Genomic DNA, 17,405 nt, shown 5'->3' with positions numbered 1-17,405 from the left:
AAATTCGATTCGCCGCCTCCATTCATACTTCATTCATTAACCCTCACAGAGCCACCGCTCTGTGGGGGTTTTTCTATTTCTATACCCCCGGTGTAAGACCGCTACGTTTAAAGTGAGCGACTTCAAAGAAGAGACTGCGCCAAGGTGGCAGAGTCCGGCCGAACGCAGCGGCCTGCAGAGCCGCCCATCGCCGGTTCAAATCCGGCCCTTGGCTTTTCGAATTACTGACCTCCGAGCGATTGCTCTCCCATCTGTGATCGCTCCCGTGCTTTTGATACTACTCTCGGTAATATCGCTTTACTCCGATTTGCCAGTCTACTGTCTGTTCCCCCGTGGCCGAGTGACATCTATCTGTCATCTAACGTACTCAAAATCGGGTAGGTCTACTGCTCAGAGTGAAACAGGTCGGTTTTCGTCCGCGCTTTGATATAGAGCGTCGATGATCTCCATCGTTCGGGTTGCATCGTCCGCGTCGGTCTCCGGGGATGATCCGGTTTCGATGCAGTCGACGAACTGCTCGATTTCGAGTACGTACTGGTTTACGTGGTCGAAGTATTCCGTGGCACGACGATCGTCGATTTGATACTCCAGTGTCGTTCCGTCGTCGCTTTGTGGGAGGAATGGTTCGGCTGCTTCGAGCCATCCGTTCGTCGCTTCGATACGGCAGTGTTGTGTGGGTTGCGTCGTGAACGAGGAGGATATCTCCGCTGTTACACCGTCTTCGTATTCGAGGATCGCGGTCAGTTCCGTTTCGACACCGTTGTCCATCGTGGTTGTTGTCGCGTACACCTGCTCCGGTTCCCCGAGGAACAGTCGGGCGATGTTGACTGCGTAACTGCCGACGTCCATGAGACTCCCTCCTGCGAGGTCGGGGTCGAAACGGACGTCGTTTGGGTCGTCCAGTACGAATTGGAAGCGGGCCTTTACCGATCGGATATCCAACTCACGACACAACTCGGCTGCACGTCGTGTTCGGGGATGGTAGCGATACATGAACGCTTCCATCAGTGTCACTCCCCGTTCGTCGCAGTACTGACCCAATTCTCGGGCTTCAGCGGCGTCCACTGCAAGCGGCTTTTCACAGAGGACGTGTAGGCCGTGATCGGCGGCCCGTTTCGTCCATTCGGCGTGGAGCGCATTGGGGAGCGGGTTGTACACGGCTTCTATCTCGTCATCGTCGAGCAGTTCCTCGTATGTCTCGTAGGCTCGTGGTATTTCGAGTTGCTCTGCGACCTCCTGTGCGCGTGCGCGGTTCCTCGACGCGATGGCAACGACTTCGTGTTCGGTCTCCTGAATCGAGGGGATGACGGTTTCCGTACCGATGTTCGCGGTACTGATGATGCCGAATTTCATATCTACTGTCTATCCTTCTCCGTTATGAATGGAAGTGTCCACTCTGTCAGCGAGAATGAACGATAGAAACTAGCGCAGTCGTTCTACGTGCGGGTAACCCATGCGAGGGCTGCACCGATACCGATCGCGGCGATCGCGCCAACTATCTGCCCGAGCATTAGCAGGGCACTGCCCGATTTGTGCGCCCACGGCATCCCGACGAGCGTTCCGATTCCGATGAGTACGAGTAGAACCCCGAACGCGACGCCGAGTGGTTCGAGTGGATCTTCGATATAGCGGTTCATATCCGTGTTCTGTGTTCGGACGACTTATAATATCTACTGAACGATGTCGGCCGGCCGTTTTGAGAACCGGTCACGCTCGGCGAACACCGCGTAGTGCGCGTTCGCCGAATCGTTTCGGCGAATTTTGGCCAGAACGACGCTTGTGTTCGTTCGCTTCGGAAGCGCTCCGCGCTTCCGTGCTCACGTCTTCACCGTTCGCATCGAGGCGCTTCGCACCTCGGTAGCGCTCACGAACTGCGTCTTCCGATCCCAATTCCTCCGGTCGATCCACTCCTCACCTTCGTTCGTCACAGGCTGGAAGGGATTTGAACCACGCCCAGACGGTTTCGTTCGCTTCGCTCACGAATTGCGTCTGTTCTAGTTCAAATCCTTCGGGCCGCTTTGCTCGTCACGTTGTTCCTCGCAGAAGCGGGCTGGAAGGGATTTGAACCCCTGGCCGTCTGGTTAAAAGCCAGACGCTCTGCCTAACTGAGCTACCAGCCCTCATCTCCTCTTGCGAGTTGCGACGTTTAAACGTTTGCCATTCTGATCCGGATTCCGCATCCATCTCCGGGGTGCGTACAGTTTTCTCCCCCGGTACCGACTGTCAAATCATGACCTCGTTCGAGACTGAACAGGGGGACGAGTTGCGTGATTTCGTCCACCAGCTCTGTTCGTTCGACACGACCGGTGGAAAGGAAGGCCCCGCACAGGAATGGCTCCTCGACCGTCTTTCCGAGATAGGCTTCGAGACGTACGAATGGACGGCGCATGCCGAGGAACTGGCGGAACACCCGTCGTTTCCCGACGACCCCGTCGAAATCGAACACACCGAGGCGAGTGCCGGCGGACCGAGCCTAGCGGAGCGCCCGAGCGTCGCGGGCGTGTTGGAGTTCGGTAATCCGGACGACGGGTCGACGCTCGTCCTGAACGGCCACATGGACGTGGTTCCGGTCGCCCGCGAATCGTGGGAGACTGACCCGTTCGAGCCGACGTGGGACGGCGACGACCTCACCGCGCGCGGCGCGGTGGACATGAAGTCCGGAGTCGCGGCCTGCGTCTTCGCCGCGAAACACCTCGCGGACCATGCCGAGGGCTTGAACGGCCGTCTCGTCGTCGAGAGCGTCGTCGGAGAGGAGGAGGGCGGCTTGGGCGCGGCGGCCGCCGCGCTGTCGAACCCGTATCCATTCGAACGCGATGCGGCCATCGTCGCGGAACCGACGGATCTCACGCCTGTCACTGCCGTCGAGGGAACGGTGATGAAACAACTCCACATCGAGGGACGATCCGCCCACGCGGCGACGCGGTGGCGCGGCGAAAACGTCCTCCCGCACTTCGAGGCGATTTCACACGCGTTCTCCGAGCTCGAAGCGGAGCGGAACGAGTCCGTCACGCATCCGCTGTACGACGAATTCCCCATCTCGTGGCCCATCGTCATCGGTACCGTCGAGGCCGGTACGTGGTCGTCGTCGGTTCCCGCGACGCTCACCGCGGAGATGCGGTTCGGCGTCGCACCGGGTGAAACGGTGGACGAAGTAGAAGCGATGTACGAAGAGCGCCTCGCGGATGTCGTCGAGGAGAACGACTGGCTTCGCGAGCATCCCCCCACGTTCGAGCGGTTTTCGATCCAGTTCGAGTCCGCGGAGACGGACGCGGACGAACCCATCGTCGGCGCGCTCCAATCGGCGATGGACGATTCGGGTCTCGACACGACGCTTCGCGGCGAGACCTACGGTGCGGACTCGCGCCATTATGTCGCCGCGGGGATTCCGACCGTTCTCTTCGGACCGGGGACGATCGAACAGGCCCACTTCCCGAACGAGACGGTTCATTGGCCGGACGTGGTTACTGCAGGAACCGTGTTGACGGGGACGGCTCGAACGTTCCTCGGCTAGCCCGGGACTCGGTTACTCCAGTTCCTTTTCGAGTGCCCGCGCGACTACCTGTTCCGGTTCTTCGTCCGCGAGTGCGGCTTCCCGCCGGAGCTCGCGGTACAGGTCGGCCGGGAGCGAGAGGGTGACTTCACCCAGGGTCACGTCGTGGGCTCGTAGCGCGCGCTCGGGTGCGGTCCCGTCGTTGATGTCGCTGACGATGGCGCGCACTTCGCGCACGGTCAGCGAGTTGTCGAGAATCGCCCACGCCAGCAGATAGCGAGCGTCGCCGTCCACGCGGGCGATGTGTTTCGCCGCCGTCGGTGCGATGTGCCCCATCGCGACGTGGCGTCGGATCGAACGCGGGAGGTCGTGCACCCGCGCCCACTTTCTGATGAACGCGACTGTCGTCTCCCCTCCCGCCCGCTTTGCGGCACCCTTGTAGGAGCCAACACCTCGGACAAGCGCTGCACAGGCCGCTGCCCCACGCAACATGTAGACGTTGTCCTCTCGTCCCGGGCTCCCCTCCGCGAACGCACGGACCGTTAGCGCGGCTTCTTCGACGCTCTCGGGGTCATCGGGGTCGAACGCTTTGGCTTCCCGTGCGTGCGCGCCGGTAACCGACACGTCTCCACGGACGACTGGTTTTCCGACCGGGGATTTGCGATCCGCAGGTGGCTCCTTCTCGGGGCCGTTGGTCATTGTTCATGCTGTGGAAGGGACGAGGTAAAAAGGAACCGTTCAACGGAACGTGTTTATACTATTACATTCGATGCGAAGTGATCCGCTCACTCCACGTAAATCGAATCGATGTCGTCGGAGAAGCGTGAACGGATGTTGCGACGCTTTTTCTTCATCGTGGGGGTGAGCAGGTCGTTGTCCTCGGTGAATTCGATGGGGACGAGGCGGAACTGCTTGATCTGCTCGTACGATTCGAACTGGGGGTTGATCCGCTCGATTTCGTCTTCGATCCAGTTGGAGACCGTATCGTTTCGACAGAGCTCACGGTCGTCGTCCGGGAGGGAAATCCCTTCGCGGGCGGCCCGCTCACGGACCTTCTCGACGTTTGGGACGATGAGCGCGCTGACGAACTTCCGGCCGTCGCCCATGACCATGCACTGTTCGACGATTTCGCTGGCGGCGAAGGCATCCTCGATGGGGCCTGGTGGGACGTTCTTGCCGGTCGAGAGAACGAGCAACTCCTTGGCGCGTTCGCGGAACGCGATGTAGCCGTCCGGCCGGATTTCGACGATGTCGCCGGTTCGGAACCAGCCATCCTCCGTGAAGGCGCGTTCGGTCTCCTCGGGTTTGTTCCAGTAACCGTCGGTGACGTTCGGACCCTTGACGAGCAGTTCACCGACGTCTCCTGCCGCTTCCGAGAAGTTCTCCCCGACGATCGATTCGTCGACCCGGACCTCGACGTCCACGACGGGATAGCCGATGGTGCCGATTTTCGGCGCTTCGGGTGGGTTGACGCAGATGACGGGCGAGGTCTCCGTGAGTCCGTAGCCTTCGAGAATCGGCAGTCCCATGCCGTGATAGAGCGCACATAAATCGGCCGACAGACTGCCACCGCCGCTGATGAAGAAGTCGATGTTGCCGCCGAGGCCCTCCTTTACCTTGTCGAAGACGAGTTTGTCCGCGAGAACTTTCTGTGCGCGGAGACCCAGACTCGGGGAGTCCGTCTCGTGGTACGCAACGCCGACGTCCGTCGCCCAGTCGAACACGCGGCGGCTGAAGTCGCTCCCGTCGGCCTGTGCGCGAATCGCATCGTAGATCCGCTCGTAGACGCGCGGGACGCTGGTTCCGGTGGTCGGTTTCACCGTTTGGAAGTCGTCCTGTAGCGTGTCCGGGCTTTCCGCGTAGGCGATGCACGCACCGGCGGCGAACAGCATGAAGTGACCGGCGGTCCGCTCGAAGACGTGTGCGAGCGGGAGGAACGAGACGGCTTTCGAATACTCGTCGATGACGGGACACTCCTTGTCGGGGCGCGGTCCGAACCGACGATAACATTGGTTGACGTTCGACCGGAAGTTCCAGTGGGTGAGTTTCACGCCTTTGGGTCGGCCCGTCGTCCCGCTGGTGTAGATGAGCGTGGCGAGGTCGTCGGGGTCGCGGGCGGCGAGCCACGATTCGTACTCGTCGAGGTCGAAGGCCGCCTCTCCCCGATCGTGTACCTCGTCGAGGGTGTAGATGTCGTCGCGGTCGTACTCCCGCGAGAGCGAGTCCATCACGACGATGAATTCGAGGTCCAACGCGTCCTCAGCCTCGAACACCCGCTCCAGCAAACTTTCGTTTTCGACGACGACGCCCGTGGCTTCGGGGTCTCCGAGGAGGTATTCGACCTGTGAAACGGAAGAACTCCTGTACACCGTCGTCACGACAGCGCCTGCGGCGAGCAACGCGAAGTCAGTCTGTGCCCACTCCATTCGCGTGTCCGAAAAAATCCCGACTCTGTCGTCCGCTTCGACGCCGAGGTCGCGGAACCCGGCGGCGAGGTTCCGGACGATATCGCGCATCTTCGGGTACGAAATCGACCGAAACTCGCCGTCCGGTGCCGCCGGGAGCACGGTTTCGGTCAGTGAGCGACGGTAGATACCGCCCTTGTACTGCTGTGCGGGACGATTTTCGTGTCGTTCGGCGCTGTCCTCGAACATTCGGGACAGCGTCGTCCGCTCGATGACGGGGTCGGTAAACTCTTTCTCGGCGTCACGCCACTCCATACCAACCACTTGTGTGTTCACCCCCATTAAGGTAGTATAAAACGATACGAAAGTTTATGGAAGTTTGTGCGGTTTCTCCTGTTTCACAGCCCTTCGTGCGTGTCGAGATAATGGAGAACGCCGCGGGTGTTCAATTTCGTTTCCTCGTGAGCCTTCGTCTCTCCCCAAACTTCGTCCATCTCCTGTCGGTCGATGAGGGTCTCGATGATTTCCTCGTCGTCGTCCGTGGCGGCACGTTGGGCTTCGACCGCTGCGACCCACTGTGAGAGGACTTCGCCGTACTCGTCCATCGCCTCGTCGGAGTACTCCCGCGGCCCGAAATGGGTGTAGAGGAGCGTGCTCGGGGAAATATCACGGATCGTCTCCACGTCGTCCAAACACTGATCCAGATCGAAATCCGTCGGTGGCGAGGTTTCCCGAACCTCACCGATGCTCGGCACCCAAATCCCGGCCGAATCGGCGGTGAACACCGCATCGTTCGCCTCGTCGTAGAAGATGACCTGGTGTGGCGCGTGGCCCGGCGCGTAGAACACTTCCAGGTCGTGACTGCCACAGTCGATACTGTCGCCCTCCGTCACTTCCACGACGCGGTCTTCCGGTACCGGTTTCGGTTCGGCGTAGAACTGCCACTGGTCGCCGACGGCCGCTTTCGTTCCCTTTACCAGATACTCGGGATTCACGAGGTGGCGTGCACCGATTTCGTGGACGTACACGTCCGCGTTCGGACACGCTTCCGCGAGGAAGCCCGCACCGCCCGCGTGGTCCAGATGCACGTGTGTCGGCGCGATGACCGCCACGTCCTCCCGCGCGATATCCAACTCGTCGAGCGCGTCGAGGATTCGTTCGTAACCCGTCCCGATACCCGTCTCCACGATTGCCGGGCGCTCGGTGTCGAGGATGTACACCGCACCGTAGGCCTCCGTGTCGTACATTCCCGTGTCCAGATAGTACAAGTCGGAACAGTCACCCACCGTGACTTCCCGTAGGTCGCCGATTCCCATACCATACCTCGCGTCGGGAAACGGGAAAAACGATTCGCGTCGTCCGCGCTTTTATCCTTCTGCCGACCGATTAATGGGCATGCATCGGCGAGACTTTCTTCGCACGGCCGCCGTGGGGGGAAGCGCTGCGTGTCTATTCTCGACGGGGGGTATCGGGGCCAATTCGGCGACCGACTCGTACCAACCACTGGGACACGTGTCCATCGAGGATGCCAAGGAGACGGTCGTCGGGGACGACGGCAACACCGCGTTCGTCGCGGCGACTGACGGGTTCGTGACGGTCGATATCCGGAATCCGGAAAATCCGCACGTACTGGCCGAACGGCGCGGTCTGCTGGAGAAACAAGACGGCGGACCGCTGACCGAGATTTGGGACGTGACGGTGGACGGCGACCGACTGCTGGTCGTCGGCCCGGCGAACCCGGTTGCGAGCGACGATGTGCACGGAATCCTGCTGTACGACGTGAGCGATCCATCGAAGCCGAAGCGCGTCGCGTTCCACGAGACGGCGTTTCCGATCCACAACGCCTACCTCACGGACGACATCGTGTATCTTACGGGTAACAACGGAGACGGTAACCCCCTCGTGTTGGTGGACGTGTCGAACGACGACCCGAAGGAAGTGGGCCGGTGGTCGATGGTCGAGTACGACTCGAAGTGGTCGGGGGTCGATTCGTGGGTGCGCACGCTCCACGACGTGTGGGTGCACGACGGCCGGGCGTACCTCGCACAGTGGGACGCCGGAATCTGGGTCGTGGACGTCTCGAATCCGAGGCGTCCGACACACGTCGCGCACTTCGGCGGGCGACCGCTGGAGAAACTCGCGGAAATCCCATCGTCCGACGAGCGGGATGCCGTCGTCGGTCTGCCGGGGAACGCCCACTTCGTGATGACGAACGAGGATGCGAGCCTGCTCGCCTGTAACAAGGAGGCGTGGGATACCGATGGCCCGAAGCGAACCGGACCCGGCGGCATCGGTCTCTGGGACATTTCGACAATCGAACGTCCGCGAAAGCTCACTACCATCGAGCCGCCGAAAACGTCCGACCCGAGTTACGACGTTTCCCCCCTGTCGTCCATCGTCGCCGCGCTCTCGCCAGTCGGCGTCGCCTCGGCACACGGTTGCCACGAATGCGGGGAAGTCAGTTCGTCCGGCCAGTGGACGACCTCGCACAACTTCGACTTCGTCGGCGACCAACTCTACACCTCGTGGTACAACGGCGGCGTGAAGGTGTTCGACGTGAGCGACCCGTCGAACCCGACGGAACTCGTTTGGTGGCGCAAGCCGAACGAGACCGCCTTCTGGAGCGCCGAGTACGTCTCCGATACCGTATTCGTCGGCGGGAGTATGGGAGGGGACGGCGACGGCAGAGGCGGCGTCTACATCTTCCCAAATTACACGGGAGAACAGAAATCCTCGCCGCCGCTCACGAACGGGAACACCGCGACAACGACGGCATCCAACGAACAGAAAGACGACGTCGCCGCGACGACAGGACAACCCGGTTTCGGAGTTGGCGTCGCTGGCCTTTCCGTTCTCGGATTCTCGCTCTGGGCGCGTAGACGGCGGAACGAGGACTGAGTCCAAACGAGTAAATCCGGACGAGCGAAGGTCGACAATCCGTGTGATCTTTCGGGAACGATTCGTCCCATAATCGCCGACTCGAACCCCAAGCTTACCATACTTCGAGTTCCTATGGTTGTGTATGAGTAAACAGGGCGCGACCGAATCGGCGGGGTCCGAGGACGACCTCGAATCGCGGGTCGAACGCTGGTTGACAGCCCAGATGCCCATCATCCAGATGCACGGCGGGACGAGCGCGGTCAGAAAGGCCGACCCGGAATCCGGCGAGGTCGTCATCGAACTCGGCGGGGCCTGCGGCGGGTGCTCCATCACCCCCATCACGTCCCAGAACATCGAGGTCGAACTCCTGAAGAAGTTCGAGGAAGTGGACGACGTAACCGTCCGCATCGCCGACGATGGAACCAGCCAGTGGAAGACGGATCAAGCCGAGAGCGTCATGGGCATCGACCGCTCCGAAGGCGGCCGCGGCGGTAAGCTGAACGTGCCCGGCGACGACGAGCACTTCTAAACCACCTTTTTATTGCGAGGATCGCTCCGCGACCCTCGATAAAAATCTGGACCAAAAGCGCTCCTCCTTCATTTCGACGCTCGACTCGCACCGCGAGTCGGGCGTCTCCATTCAGTCGTCGGCCCGGAAAATCTCCGATTTTCCGGTAAGGATGCTGGTCTCCGCGGCTGTGTTACTGGCAGATTTCTGACGGCTGTAAAAATGCGCGTTTCCGGCGGTTGTGAAAATGCACGCTTCCGGCGGTTGCGTCACCGGCCGAAACTCGTGGTTACGCTACTTCGATAGTACCTTCTCCACGCTCGCCGCGACGCTTCTGGCCTTCTCGGCCAGTTCCTCGGAGATGTTTCCCTTCTCGACGGCCGTATCGAGTTCGTCGTCGTCCACCCGTTCGACGGTACCGTCCGGCCGCTTCACGACATCGACGTGTAGGTCAACGTAGCGAACCGAGTTGGGAAACAGTTCGACGGGCGTACAGACGTTGACGTAGGTTCCCTTCGGTTCGCCGTCCTCGCTCCGGTAGGCCGTCGGATACCACCATCGCCCCTCGCGGAACTTCGTGATGGCCACGTCGCCGCGTTCGCGGTCGGTGCCGATGGCGTCGTAGGTTCCCGAACTCCCCATCGTCCGACGAACGGTGTATTTTCCGGCGTCGGGGTCACACTCCGCGACGGTGCCCTTGCCGAGCGAGAAACAGCGCCCGTCGGGCTTGCCGTGGTCGATGAACACCTCGCCGTCCGGTTCCGGACCGAACTGTCGGAGGGTCGCGCCGGTCGGAGCGTCCTCGGGGTGTTCGTCCGGGTCGTACAGGTCCTCGGCGAAATCGACCGCCGTACTCGCGGCGGAGTCTGCGGCCTTGATTCGGTGGTGGCCGGGCAGGGTCGTCGTGACTTTGCGCCGAGCGTCGTCCAACGCGAAGCGCGATTCCCGGCCGAACCAGCACCACGCCGTGGCTTCCGGTTCGGCGACTGTCCGGGGTGTTTCGACCGACTCGGAAGAGTCTGCAAGCGCGTCCTCGATGGTTTCGGCACCCTCCACGGCCCGCGAGAGCGCGTCGTTCATCTCGTCCAGCGTGGCGTCCGCGGCGGCGTACTCCCATCGGACGCCCCACTCGTCGGGCACGTCCGTCGGAAGCATCTCCGTCGTCCGGGCGAGTTCGCGCCGACTGGCATCGTCCGGCGCGCTGGCGACCACGCTGTCCACGCCCTTCGAGAGGCTGGCCACGCCGCCGTACACCCGAACGTCGGTCCCGAGAAGGGAGCGGTCGCGCGACCACGGCGGTTCCGGGTCGTGGACCTGTACGCGGACGCTGTCACCCTCGTCGATTCGCCGGTCGATGGAGCGGAACGGGAGGAAGCCTTCGCCGTCCCCGAGGTTCACGACTGCACCGCTTCCGAGGGTTTCGTCCACGACGCCGTCGAACAGCGCTCCCCGCGGTGCCGGGTCCTCCCAGCGGAAGGTGTCGACGTCGAGGCTCGCCAACTCGTCGGCGATTCGGGTGACGGTTTCGGCGTTGCCGAAGACCCCGACGCCCTGTCTGTCGTCGGTGGTCTCGACCGTGGCGTCGTACTCCCCGGTTTCGAACTCGGTATCGAACCGCCGTCGGATGGGCGGCGAGGCCTGTACCACGTCGAAGCTCTCCCCGAGCAAGCGGGTGAGTGCGGTGGTGTAGATGCCCCTGATGCGAACCGTGCTCATAGCTGGTAGTGGAACCGACACCGGATATTCTGCGCGTGAGTCGAGAAAGCGTGCATATACCTCCCGGTTTGTGGGGAGGGGATTTCAGGATAACGAGGTTCGACTGCGGAAACTTAGTCGTCGGCGGGGACGGTGCCCGTCCAATTCGCGTCGGTGACGCTGGAATTGGGATCGGTTACGGACGGTGCTTCGACGGTATTCGACTCCGTGGCTTCGTCTTCGGTGGATTCGTCTTTCTCCCGTCGTGTCGTTTCTTTTGGCGGTGCCGAGTACATAATTCCTCGACTGTGGCTGATGGGTGTCATAGTGTACCACGTTGGGCTATTCTTCTTATTAAGCGTGCCCCTACAGGAATAATACGCCATATATACTCATATTAATTCTACTAGGAAAATCATGCCGAACGATTTACTCCTCATCCATGTGATATTGAAACATGGACGAGAAACGAGACCCGGTCGCTCGCGGAATGGACGACTCGGTCGATCTGTATGGTATCTCTACATGGGAGGAGCGGACACGGCTCGACTGGTTTGCGACGAAGGTGTACGGGGGACTCTCCATCGTGGCGCGTGCATCCGTGATCCTTCTCGCGGCGGCGATTTTACTGCTCCAGGTAGTCTTCGGCGGCTTGGCGGTGGTGGGCAACAATCCGTGGGTCGGCGTCTTCATCTTCCTCTCCGTCGTCCCTGCGTTCGCCCTCGCGGCGTACATCTGGTATGCGGACGTGACGATGTCCGAACCCCTCCCGCTCCTCGTCGGGACGTTCTGCCTCGGCGTCCTGTTCGCCATGTTCGCGGCGGTGTTCAACTCCAGGTTGAAACCGCTGTTCACCGGAATTCCACTCTTCGGGGCGGTCATCTACTTCTATCTCATCGTCGGACCGGTCGAGGAGACGGTCAAGTGGCTCGCCGTGCGTCTGTTCGCCTACCGGAGCGACAAGTTCGACGCCGTCATCGACGGTGCCGTCTACGGGGCGATGGCCGGACTGGGCTTTGCGACCATCGAGAACGCCATCTACATCAGCCAAGGCGTCCTCTCGTCGTCGGACACTAATCTGGTTTTGAGTGCCGGGAACATAGCCGTCTTCCGACTGTTCGCCGGACCGGGGCACGTCATCTACTCCGCGTTCGCGGGCTACTACCTCGGATTGGCGAAGTTCAACCGCGAGAACGCGGGTCCCATCGTGATTAAAGGCCTGCTCATCGCCGCGTTCATCCACGCGACGTACAACACGCTCGTCGGATTCGTCCCTGACCTCATCGCCGCGTTCTACCCCGGCATCACCCCCGGTATCGGCTACATCGCCTTCGTTTTCATCTACGACGGATTCTTCGGCTACCTGCTCTACCGAAAAATCTCACGCTACCGCGCCATGTACTCCCAAGTCGAGAATCGGGGAGAAATGGAGAACGACGACGGAACTCGACCCGTCGGATTCGACTCCCAAAGCGAACTACGCGACGTGGACGGACGGGTAGATTCCCAGCGTGAAGCGGAAACCCGAACGAGCACGAACGGTGGAACCGGAAGTAGCCTCCTCGGAAACGACGAACGTGATCGCCCCGGCAACGACGCAGTCTACGCGAACCGGGAGGACGAGAGCAAAAACGACGGGAACGAAAACGACGGGAACGAGAATCGGGACGACGAAACGGACGAGGAGTCTGGAAAGTCCGGTTTCGAGTTCTGAGAACTTCTACCGCTGCCCGGCGAGCAGTTCGTCCGCGTACTTCGCCAGCACGTCCACTTCGAGGTGCACCGGGTCGCCGGGTTCCTTCTCCGAGAGGTTCGTCACACGCCGCGTCGTCGGGATGATGGCGACGGTGAACGTCTCTTCTCCCTTCTCGGCCACGGTGAGACTGATGCCGTCGAGCGCAACCGAACCTTTGTCCACGATGTACTGCCCGTAGCCTTCTGGAATCGCAAATTCGTATTGCCAGTCTTCTCCCACCTCCTCAATGTCCGCCACCTCGGTCGTCGTATCGACGTGCCCCTGTACGAAGTGGCCGTCGAGGCGGGCGTCGGCGCGAAGCGCCCGTTCGAGGTTGACGACGTCGCCTTCCTCCACCTCGCCGAGGTAGGTCTTTTCGACCGTCTCGGCAGCCAGAAACACCTCGAAGCTGTCGTCGTCAAACTCCTCGACGGTCAGGCAGGCCCCGTTGACGGCGATGCTCGCGCCGTCCTCCACGTCCGAGAGCACGTCGTCGGCCGCGATGGTGAGCCGCCGACCGCCGTCCGAATCCTCGACGCGACGAACCTCGCCGACTTCCGCAACGATTCCGGTAAACATAACGGAACTGTGACGCCGCGCGGTTGAAAACGGTTCCGGAACCGGGCGCGATGGCGGCGGGTTTTTGGTCGGTGGCGCGGAACGGATGGGTATGACGATTGGGGACGGGAGAACATGACGATGGGAATCCTCGATACCGTGAGTCTGGCCGCGACGTTGGTGCTAGCCATCCCCATCGCGCTCTTCGGCATCGACCGCATCGTCGCCGGGGAGTTGATTCTCGGCGGTGCGTTCGTCGCCATCGGCGTCGGTATGGTGCTGGTCCGTGAGAAACTCACGACGCCCACCGATATCCCCTCCAGCGCCGCCCAGAAAGTCGTCGGAACGGTGGCGAAAACGGACGAGGATGAGGAAGAATAGTTACAGACGATGCAGGTCGGTGGCTATGACTGTTTGACCCAGGTAACGAGCGCCCATGTTATTAGTCCAGCAACAACCGTGAGAGCAATTGTGGCTACTCTGGAAATACCTCTGGTAGGAGTCATAAACCAGTACAGGACAGCAATAATTGCGATGGTTACGATGAGACTGGACGATACGTTCTTAGATACCGATTTTATGAGTGCCATTCTTATCTATAGAACGGGTTTGAATAATTAATAGTTTTTGACACAAACCGAAACCACCTCGCCTTCGATTCAGTCCAACTCGTAAATATCGCCGTACTTCTCGGTCACGTAGTCGAGGAAGTACTCCGCGGTCAGCGGTTCGCCGGTTGCCTCCTCGATGAGTTCGTCGGTGGTGTACTTCTGGCCCTGCTCGTGGATGTTCTCGGTCAACCATTCGCGGATGGGACCGAACTCGCCTTCCCGAATGAGTTTTTCCGGGTCCTCGATTTCCTCCTCGATGGTGGCCCAGAGTTGGGCGGCGAGGACGCTCCCGACGGTGTAGTTCTGGAAACTGGCGAACCCACTGGTCCAGTGGATGTCCTGTAGACAGCCCTCCGAATCCGTTTCCGGGACGATGCCGAGATACTCGTCCATCAGTTCGTTCCAGCGGGCGGGGATGTCGTCCACGTCGAGGTCCCCGGCCACGAACTCTTGCTCGATCTCGGAGCGGAGGATGATGTGCATGTGGTAGGTCAGTTCGTCGGCCTCGACGCGGATCATGTTGTCCGTAAACACCTGATTGGCCGCCTCGTAGGCCTCCTCGGCGGTCACGTCCTCGAACTCCGGGAAGCGTTCCGTGACGGTCGGGAGGAACAGTTCCCAGAACTCCTTCGTCCTACCAACATGATTCTCCCAGAAGCGCGATTGAGATTCGTGAATCCCCGAACTGCGAGGTTCGCCGAGCGGCGTGCCGTAGGCGTCGTCCCGCAGGCCGAGTTGGTAGGTCGCGTGCCCGAACTCGTGAATCGTCGCGGTCAGCGGGTCCACGAAGTCGTGGTCGTGATACCGGGTCGTCACGCGGGCATCGAACTGCGTCCCGGACATGAACGGGTGCGGCGCGGTGTCGAAGCGCCCACGGTCCCAGTCGTAGTTCAGGAGATCGAGCGCGTCCCGACAGAGCGCCTCCTGATCCTCGGGGTCGAAGGTTCCGGCGAAGGCGTCGTCGGCGATGTCAGCGCCGTTCTCGTGGACGTCCTCGATGAGGGGAATCAGTCCCTCCCGCAGTTCGTCGAAGATCTCCTCGACGCGGGACAGCGGGAGGTACGGTTCGCTCTCCTCGAACATGACCACGTAGGGGTCCTCCTCCGGATCCACGTGCTCGGCCAGTTCGATGTGAAGGTCGCGGAGTCGGTCGAGATACGGCGCGAACGTCTCGAACTCGTCTTCCGACTTCGCCTCGCGCCACGCCGGTTGGGATTCGCTCGACGTTTCGGAAATCCGCTCCACGAGGTCGTTCGGGATGGCGACCGCGCGGTCGTGCTCACGGCGTACCTCGCGGACGACGGCGGCCTGTTCGTCGTCCAACTCCTCGGCTTCGAGTGCTTCCAGCAATTCGCCCGTTCGCTCGTCGGTCAGCAGTTCGTGACCGATGGACTGGAGCGCCCCCAGTTGCTTCGCACGGGCCGGGGTTCCCCCTTCGGGCATCTTCGTCTGCTGGTCCCAGTAGAGAACCATTCCCGCGTTCTGAACGTTCGAGATTCGTTTTCGTCGGTCGAGGAGTTCCGCATACGGCGAGTCGAGTTCCGATTCGGCGGTTGCCATGGAAGGCAGTTCCACTGGCAAACGCTATCAATGCGCGGGTATCGGAAAAGGGAGAATCCGGTTATTCGGCTTCGGCTTCGATTTCGCTCGCACGCTCGTCGAGGATGTCCTCGACCGACTTGCCGTTCGGTTCGTTGTACAGCAGTACGTCGAGTTTGAGCGTCGGCGCGCCGCTGACGAGGTTCTCCATGATGACGAGGCGCTCGCGAGCACGGCTCATTCCGACGTAGAAGACACGGCGTTCGTTGTCGGTGAGGATCGGGACGGGGTCGGTTCCGGCGGTGAACTCCTCGTCACCGGGGACCTCGATTCCCTCGTTTTCGACCGATGCTGCCATCTGTTCGACGACCTTCTCGGTCAGGTCGGTGCCGATGAACACGTGGTCGGCCTCACGACCTTTCGCGCTGTGGATGGTACCGATACGGACGCGGTCCCGCGCCGTGTCCTGATACCGTCCGCTGAAGTACGCCTTCATGGAGCGCTTCTGATAGCTCGTCACCTTCCGAACCATGTCGGAGGCGGACTTTCGGCCGGGCATGAACGGCGCGAAGTTCTTCACGAAGTCGGCGTCGAACTCCAGTTCGGTGAGGTCGTCCGCGCCCTCCGCTTCCTTTCGCTCGTCGATGGCATCGAACATCTCGTCGCGGTCGTTCGTACCGAAGGTGGACTCGGTCAGCATGTCCGCGAGTCGTCGCGCCTGTAGGCCGTCGATGGGGTCGCCGTCCTCGATTTGCTCGACGGCTTCGACGTACTGGTTCAGGCGGTCGGTCCACATTCGCTGGTCGGTCAGCGTGCGGAACGGGATGCCCTCGTCGATGAACTCGTCCACGAAGCGGAACATCTGGTAGCGGGCGCGGAACAGTACCATCACGGTACCATCGAACTCCTCGATGGTGTAGCGGACGTTCCGCACGAGGTCAAGCATCGACGGGTTCTCGACCGCTTCGACGGTGCCGCCTTCCTTGCGCGGTTTGAGGTTCTTCTCCTGTCGCTCTTCGATGTGGCTGACTTCCTTCTGGACGACTTTGAGAACGCGGGAGGGGAGTCGGTGGGAGGTGTCGAGAATCACGTCTTCGCCGCCCTCGCCGAGCAGGAGTTTGGGGTCCGCACCCTGCCACGCGTAGACGACCTGGTCGTCGTCACCGGCGATGAGGACGTTTTCCATGTGTTCTTTCCACTCCTCGTAGATGTCGAACTGCAGTTGCGTGATGTCCTGAAACTCGTCGATGATGAGGTAATCGACGCTGGGGAGAAGCGAACGCTGTTTCACGCGTTCGAGCATGTCGGCGAACCCGACGAGTCCCTCGTCACCCTTGTACTTTCGCCAACCGCGGATGGCTTCCGGAACGTCGAATCGGTCGTCACTGCTCGGCCACGTCGGGGTGTACTTGTTGCCCTCCTGCGCGTTCGGGTCGATGTCCGGCGGGAGTCGAACCTCTTCGACGTCCCACTGGAACGGAACGTCGTGCCAGTCTGCTACCTGCCGTCGGGTTCGCTGGAGCCACTGGGAGGTCGCGATGATCTTGTTGCCCAGCGTCGTCGAACGGGCCGTTCGACGACCGGAACCGCTGTACTCGTCCTCGTATTCGAGGCCGAAATCCTCACAGAACTCCTGTTTGTCCTTCTCACCGACGACGTCACCGCGGGAGAGATTGAGCAGTTCGTAGGCTTTCGCGTGCATCGTGCAGACGTTCCCCTGAAGCGAACGTGGGTCGACGTCGAGACGCTCTGCGAGCCGTTCTCGAACCTCGTTCGCGGCAGCACGGGTGTACGACACGACGAGGAGGTCCTTTACCGTGACCCCGTCCTGTGCGAGAATGTCCTCTACTCTATCGAGTAGTTCGGTGGTTTTACCGCTTCCCGGCCCACCGAACAACCGGGTTACTCTTGCGTCCGTCTCTGCCATTGGCGTAGTCATTACACCAGCACAGGTTCCGGGAACGTATAAAACGACGTGAATCGG

General features: G+C 61.1%; 15 protein-coding genes and 2 tRNA genes. 6 read left to right on the top strand and 11 right to left on the bottom strand.

Annotation, left to right across the window (positions count from 1 at the left end; genetic code table 11):
- Positions 1-138: 138 nt before the first annotated feature.
- A tRNA-Cys gene (locus NKF25_RS23190) sits at positions 139-214 on the top strand.
- A 176-nt stretch (positions 215-390) separates the two neighbouring features.
- On the opposite strand, the gene NKF25_RS23185 is transcribed toward NKF25_RS23190, so the two are convergent.
- From NKF25_RS23185 to NKF25_RS23175, 3 genes are all read right to left on the bottom strand, one after another.
- Complete coding sequence (locus NKF25_RS23185; protein WP_253228992.1) at positions 391-1,353, bottom strand: Gfo/Idh/MocA family oxidoreductase; 963 nt, start codon at positions 1,351-1,353, stop codon at positions 391-393.
- Between the two features lie 83 nt (positions 1,354-1,436).
- Positions 1,437-1,637, bottom strand: coding sequence for a hypothetical protein (locus tag NKF25_RS23180; RefSeq protein WP_253228991.1), 201 nt, complete (start codon positions 1,635-1,637; stop codon positions 1,437-1,439).
- A 409-nt stretch (positions 1,638-2,046) separates the two neighbouring features.
- Positions 2,047-2,120 (bottom strand) — tRNA-Lys (locus tag NKF25_RS23175).
- A gap of 110 nt (positions 2,121-2,230) precedes the next feature.
- Here NKF25_RS23175 and NKF25_RS23170 point away from each other — a divergent pair.
- Positions 2,231-3,511 (top strand): M20/M25/M40 family metallo-hydrolase, encoded by a 1,281-nt coding sequence (locus tag NKF25_RS23170; protein ID WP_253228990.1) that lies wholly within the window; start codon positions 2,231-2,233, stop codon positions 3,509-3,511.
- A 12-nt stretch (positions 3,512-3,523) separates the two neighbouring features.
- On the opposite strand, the gene NKF25_RS23165 is transcribed toward NKF25_RS23170, so the two are convergent.
- The 3 genes from NKF25_RS23165 to NKF25_RS23155 form a co-directional block, all read right to left on the bottom strand.
- A complete protein-coding gene (locus NKF25_RS23165) occupies positions 3,524-4,189 on the bottom strand; it encodes a hypothetical protein (RefSeq protein ID WP_253228989.1) in 666 nt (221 codons plus the stop codon).
- A gap of 86 nt (positions 4,190-4,275) precedes the next feature.
- Positions 4,276-6,210, bottom strand: a complete 1,935-nt coding sequence (locus NKF25_RS23160; RefSeq protein ID WP_253228988.1) for a long-chain fatty acid--CoA ligase — start codon at positions 6,208-6,210, stop codon at positions 4,276-4,278.
- 83 nt (positions 6,211-6,293) lie between these two features.
- On the bottom strand, positions 6,294-7,211 hold the full coding sequence (locus tag NKF25_RS23155) for an MBL fold metallo-hydrolase (RefSeq protein WP_253228987.1): 918 nt from the start codon (positions 7,209-7,211) through the stop codon (positions 6,294-6,296).
- Between the two features lie 79 nt (positions 7,212-7,290).
- Here NKF25_RS23155 and NKF25_RS23150 point away from each other — a divergent pair, with 79 nt between their 5' ends.
- Together NKF25_RS23150 and NKF25_RS23145 are read left to right on the top strand one after the other, a co-directional pair.
- Entirely contained in the window at positions 7,291-8,793 is a 1,503-nt protein-coding gene (locus NKF25_RS23150; RefSeq protein ID WP_253228986.1) for a hypothetical protein, read from the top strand.
- Between the two features lie 124 nt (positions 8,794-8,917).
- Positions 8,918-9,304 carry a NifU family protein gene (locus NKF25_RS23145; RefSeq protein ID WP_253228985.1) on the top strand — a complete coding sequence of 129 codons (387 nt, stop codon included), beginning with the start codon at positions 8,918-8,920 and terminating at the stop codon, positions 9,302-9,304.
- A gap of 273 nt (positions 9,305-9,577) precedes the next feature.
- Here NKF25_RS23145 and NKF25_RS23140 read toward each other — a convergent pair whose 3' ends face one another.
- On the bottom strand, positions 9,578-10,999 hold the full coding sequence (locus NKF25_RS23140; protein ID WP_253228984.1) for a DUF402 domain-containing protein: 1,422 nt from the start codon (positions 10,997-10,999) through the stop codon (positions 9,578-9,580).
- A 113-nt stretch (positions 11,000-11,112) separates the two neighbouring features.
- Positions 11,113-11,274, bottom strand: a complete 162-nt coding sequence (locus NKF25_RS23135) for a hypothetical protein (protein WP_253228983.1) — start codon at positions 11,272-11,274, stop codon at positions 11,113-11,115.
- Positions 11,275-11,435: 161 nt separating this feature from the next.
- Between NKF25_RS23135 and NKF25_RS23130 the strand changes: the two genes are divergently transcribed.
- On the top strand, positions 11,436-12,692 hold the full coding sequence (locus NKF25_RS23130; RefSeq protein ID WP_253228982.1) for a PrsW family glutamic-type intramembrane protease: 1,257 nt from the start codon (positions 11,436-11,438) through the stop codon (positions 12,690-12,692).
- A 6-nt stretch (positions 12,693-12,698) separates the two neighbouring features.
- On the opposite strand, the gene NKF25_RS23125 is transcribed toward NKF25_RS23130, so the two are convergent.
- The gene (locus NKF25_RS23125) at positions 12,699-13,292 is read right to left on the bottom strand and encodes a riboflavin synthase (RefSeq protein WP_253228981.1); all 594 of its coding nucleotides are present in this window, start codon (positions 13,290-13,292) and stop codon (positions 12,699-12,701) included.
- 114 nt (positions 13,293-13,406) lie between these two features.
- Between NKF25_RS23125 and NKF25_RS23120 the strand changes: the two genes are divergently transcribed.
- Positions 13,407-13,652, top strand: coding sequence for a hypothetical protein (locus tag NKF25_RS23120; protein ID WP_253228980.1), 246 nt, complete (start codon positions 13,407-13,409; stop codon positions 13,650-13,652).
- Positions 13,653-13,930: 278 nt separating this feature from the next.
- Here the strand turns inward: NKF25_RS23120 and NKF25_RS23115 are convergent, their stop codons facing one another.
- Together NKF25_RS23115 and NKF25_RS23110 are read right to left on the bottom strand one after the other, a co-directional pair.
- Complete coding sequence (locus tag NKF25_RS23115) at positions 13,931-15,442, bottom strand: carboxypeptidase M32 (protein WP_253228979.1); 1,512 nt, start codon at positions 15,440-15,442, stop codon at positions 13,931-13,933.
- Between the two features lie 61 nt (positions 15,443-15,503).
- Complete coding sequence (locus NKF25_RS23110; protein WP_253228978.1) at positions 15,504-17,348, bottom strand: ATP-dependent helicase; 1,845 nt, start codon at positions 17,346-17,348, stop codon at positions 15,504-15,506.
- Between the last annotated feature and the right edge of the window lie 57 nt (positions 17,349-17,405).

Origin of the sequence: Haladaptatus sp. AB643, assembly GCF_024136975.1 — an archaeon.
In the GTDB taxonomy this organism is placed as follows: Archaea; Halobacteriota; Halobacteria; order Halobacteriales; family Haladaptataceae; genus Haladaptatus.
This window is presented reverse-complemented; position numbering and strand designations above follow the sequence as displayed.

Bases quoted from the DNA above. Each gene is read 5' to 3' on its own strand.
- NKF25_RS23185 (WP_253228992.1), bottom strand. From the start codon at position 1,353: ATGAAATTCGGCATCATCAGTACCGCGAACATCGGTACGGAAACCGTC.
- NKF25_RS23180 (WP_253228991.1), bottom strand. From the start codon at position 1,637: ATGAACCGCTATATCGAAGATCCACTCGAACCACTCGGCGTCGCGTTC.
- NKF25_RS23170 (WP_253228990.1), top strand. From the start codon at position 2,231: ATGACCTCGTTCGAGACTGAACAGGGGGACGAGTTGCGTGATTTCGTC.
- NKF25_RS23165 (WP_253228989.1), bottom strand. From the start codon at position 4,189: ATGACCAACGGCCCCGAGAAGGAGCCACCTGCGGATCGCAAATCCCCG.
- NKF25_RS23160 (WP_253228988.1), bottom strand. From the start codon at position 6,210: ATGGAGTGGCGTGACGCCGAGAAAGAGTTTACCGACCCCGTCATCGAG.
- NKF25_RS23155 (WP_253228987.1), bottom strand. From the start codon at position 7,211: ATGGGAATCGGCGACCTACGGGAAGTCACGGTGGGTGACTGTTCCGAC.
- NKF25_RS23150 (WP_253228986.1), top strand. From the start codon at position 7,291: ATGCATCGGCGAGACTTTCTTCGCACGGCCGCCGTGGGGGGAAGCGCT.
- NKF25_RS23145 (WP_253228985.1), top strand. From the start codon at position 8,918: ATGAGTAAACAGGGCGCGACCGAATCGGCGGGGTCCGAGGACGACCTC.
- NKF25_RS23140 (WP_253228984.1), bottom strand. From the start codon at position 10,999: ATGAGCACGGTTCGCATCAGGGGCATCTACACCACCGCACTCACCCGC.
- NKF25_RS23135 (WP_253228983.1), bottom strand. From the start codon at position 11,274: ATGTACTCGGCACCGCCAAAAGAAACGACACGACGGGAGAAAGACGAA.
- NKF25_RS23130 (WP_253228982.1), top strand. From the start codon at position 11,436: ATGGACGAGAAACGAGACCCGGTCGCTCGCGGAATGGACGACTCGGTC.
- NKF25_RS23125 (WP_253228981.1), bottom strand. From the start codon at position 13,292: ATGTTTACCGGAATCGTTGCGGAAGTCGGCGAGGTTCGTCGCGTCGAG.
- NKF25_RS23120 (WP_253228980.1), top strand. From the start codon at position 13,407: ATGACGATGGGAATCCTCGATACCGTGAGTCTGGCCGCGACGTTGGTG.
- NKF25_RS23115 (WP_253228979.1), bottom strand. From the start codon at position 15,442: ATGGCAACCGCCGAATCGGAACTCGACTCGCCGTATGCGGAACTCCTC.
- NKF25_RS23110 (WP_253228978.1), bottom strand. From the start codon at position 17,348: ATGGCAGAGACGGACGCAAGAGTAACCCGGTTGTTCGGTGGGCCGGGA.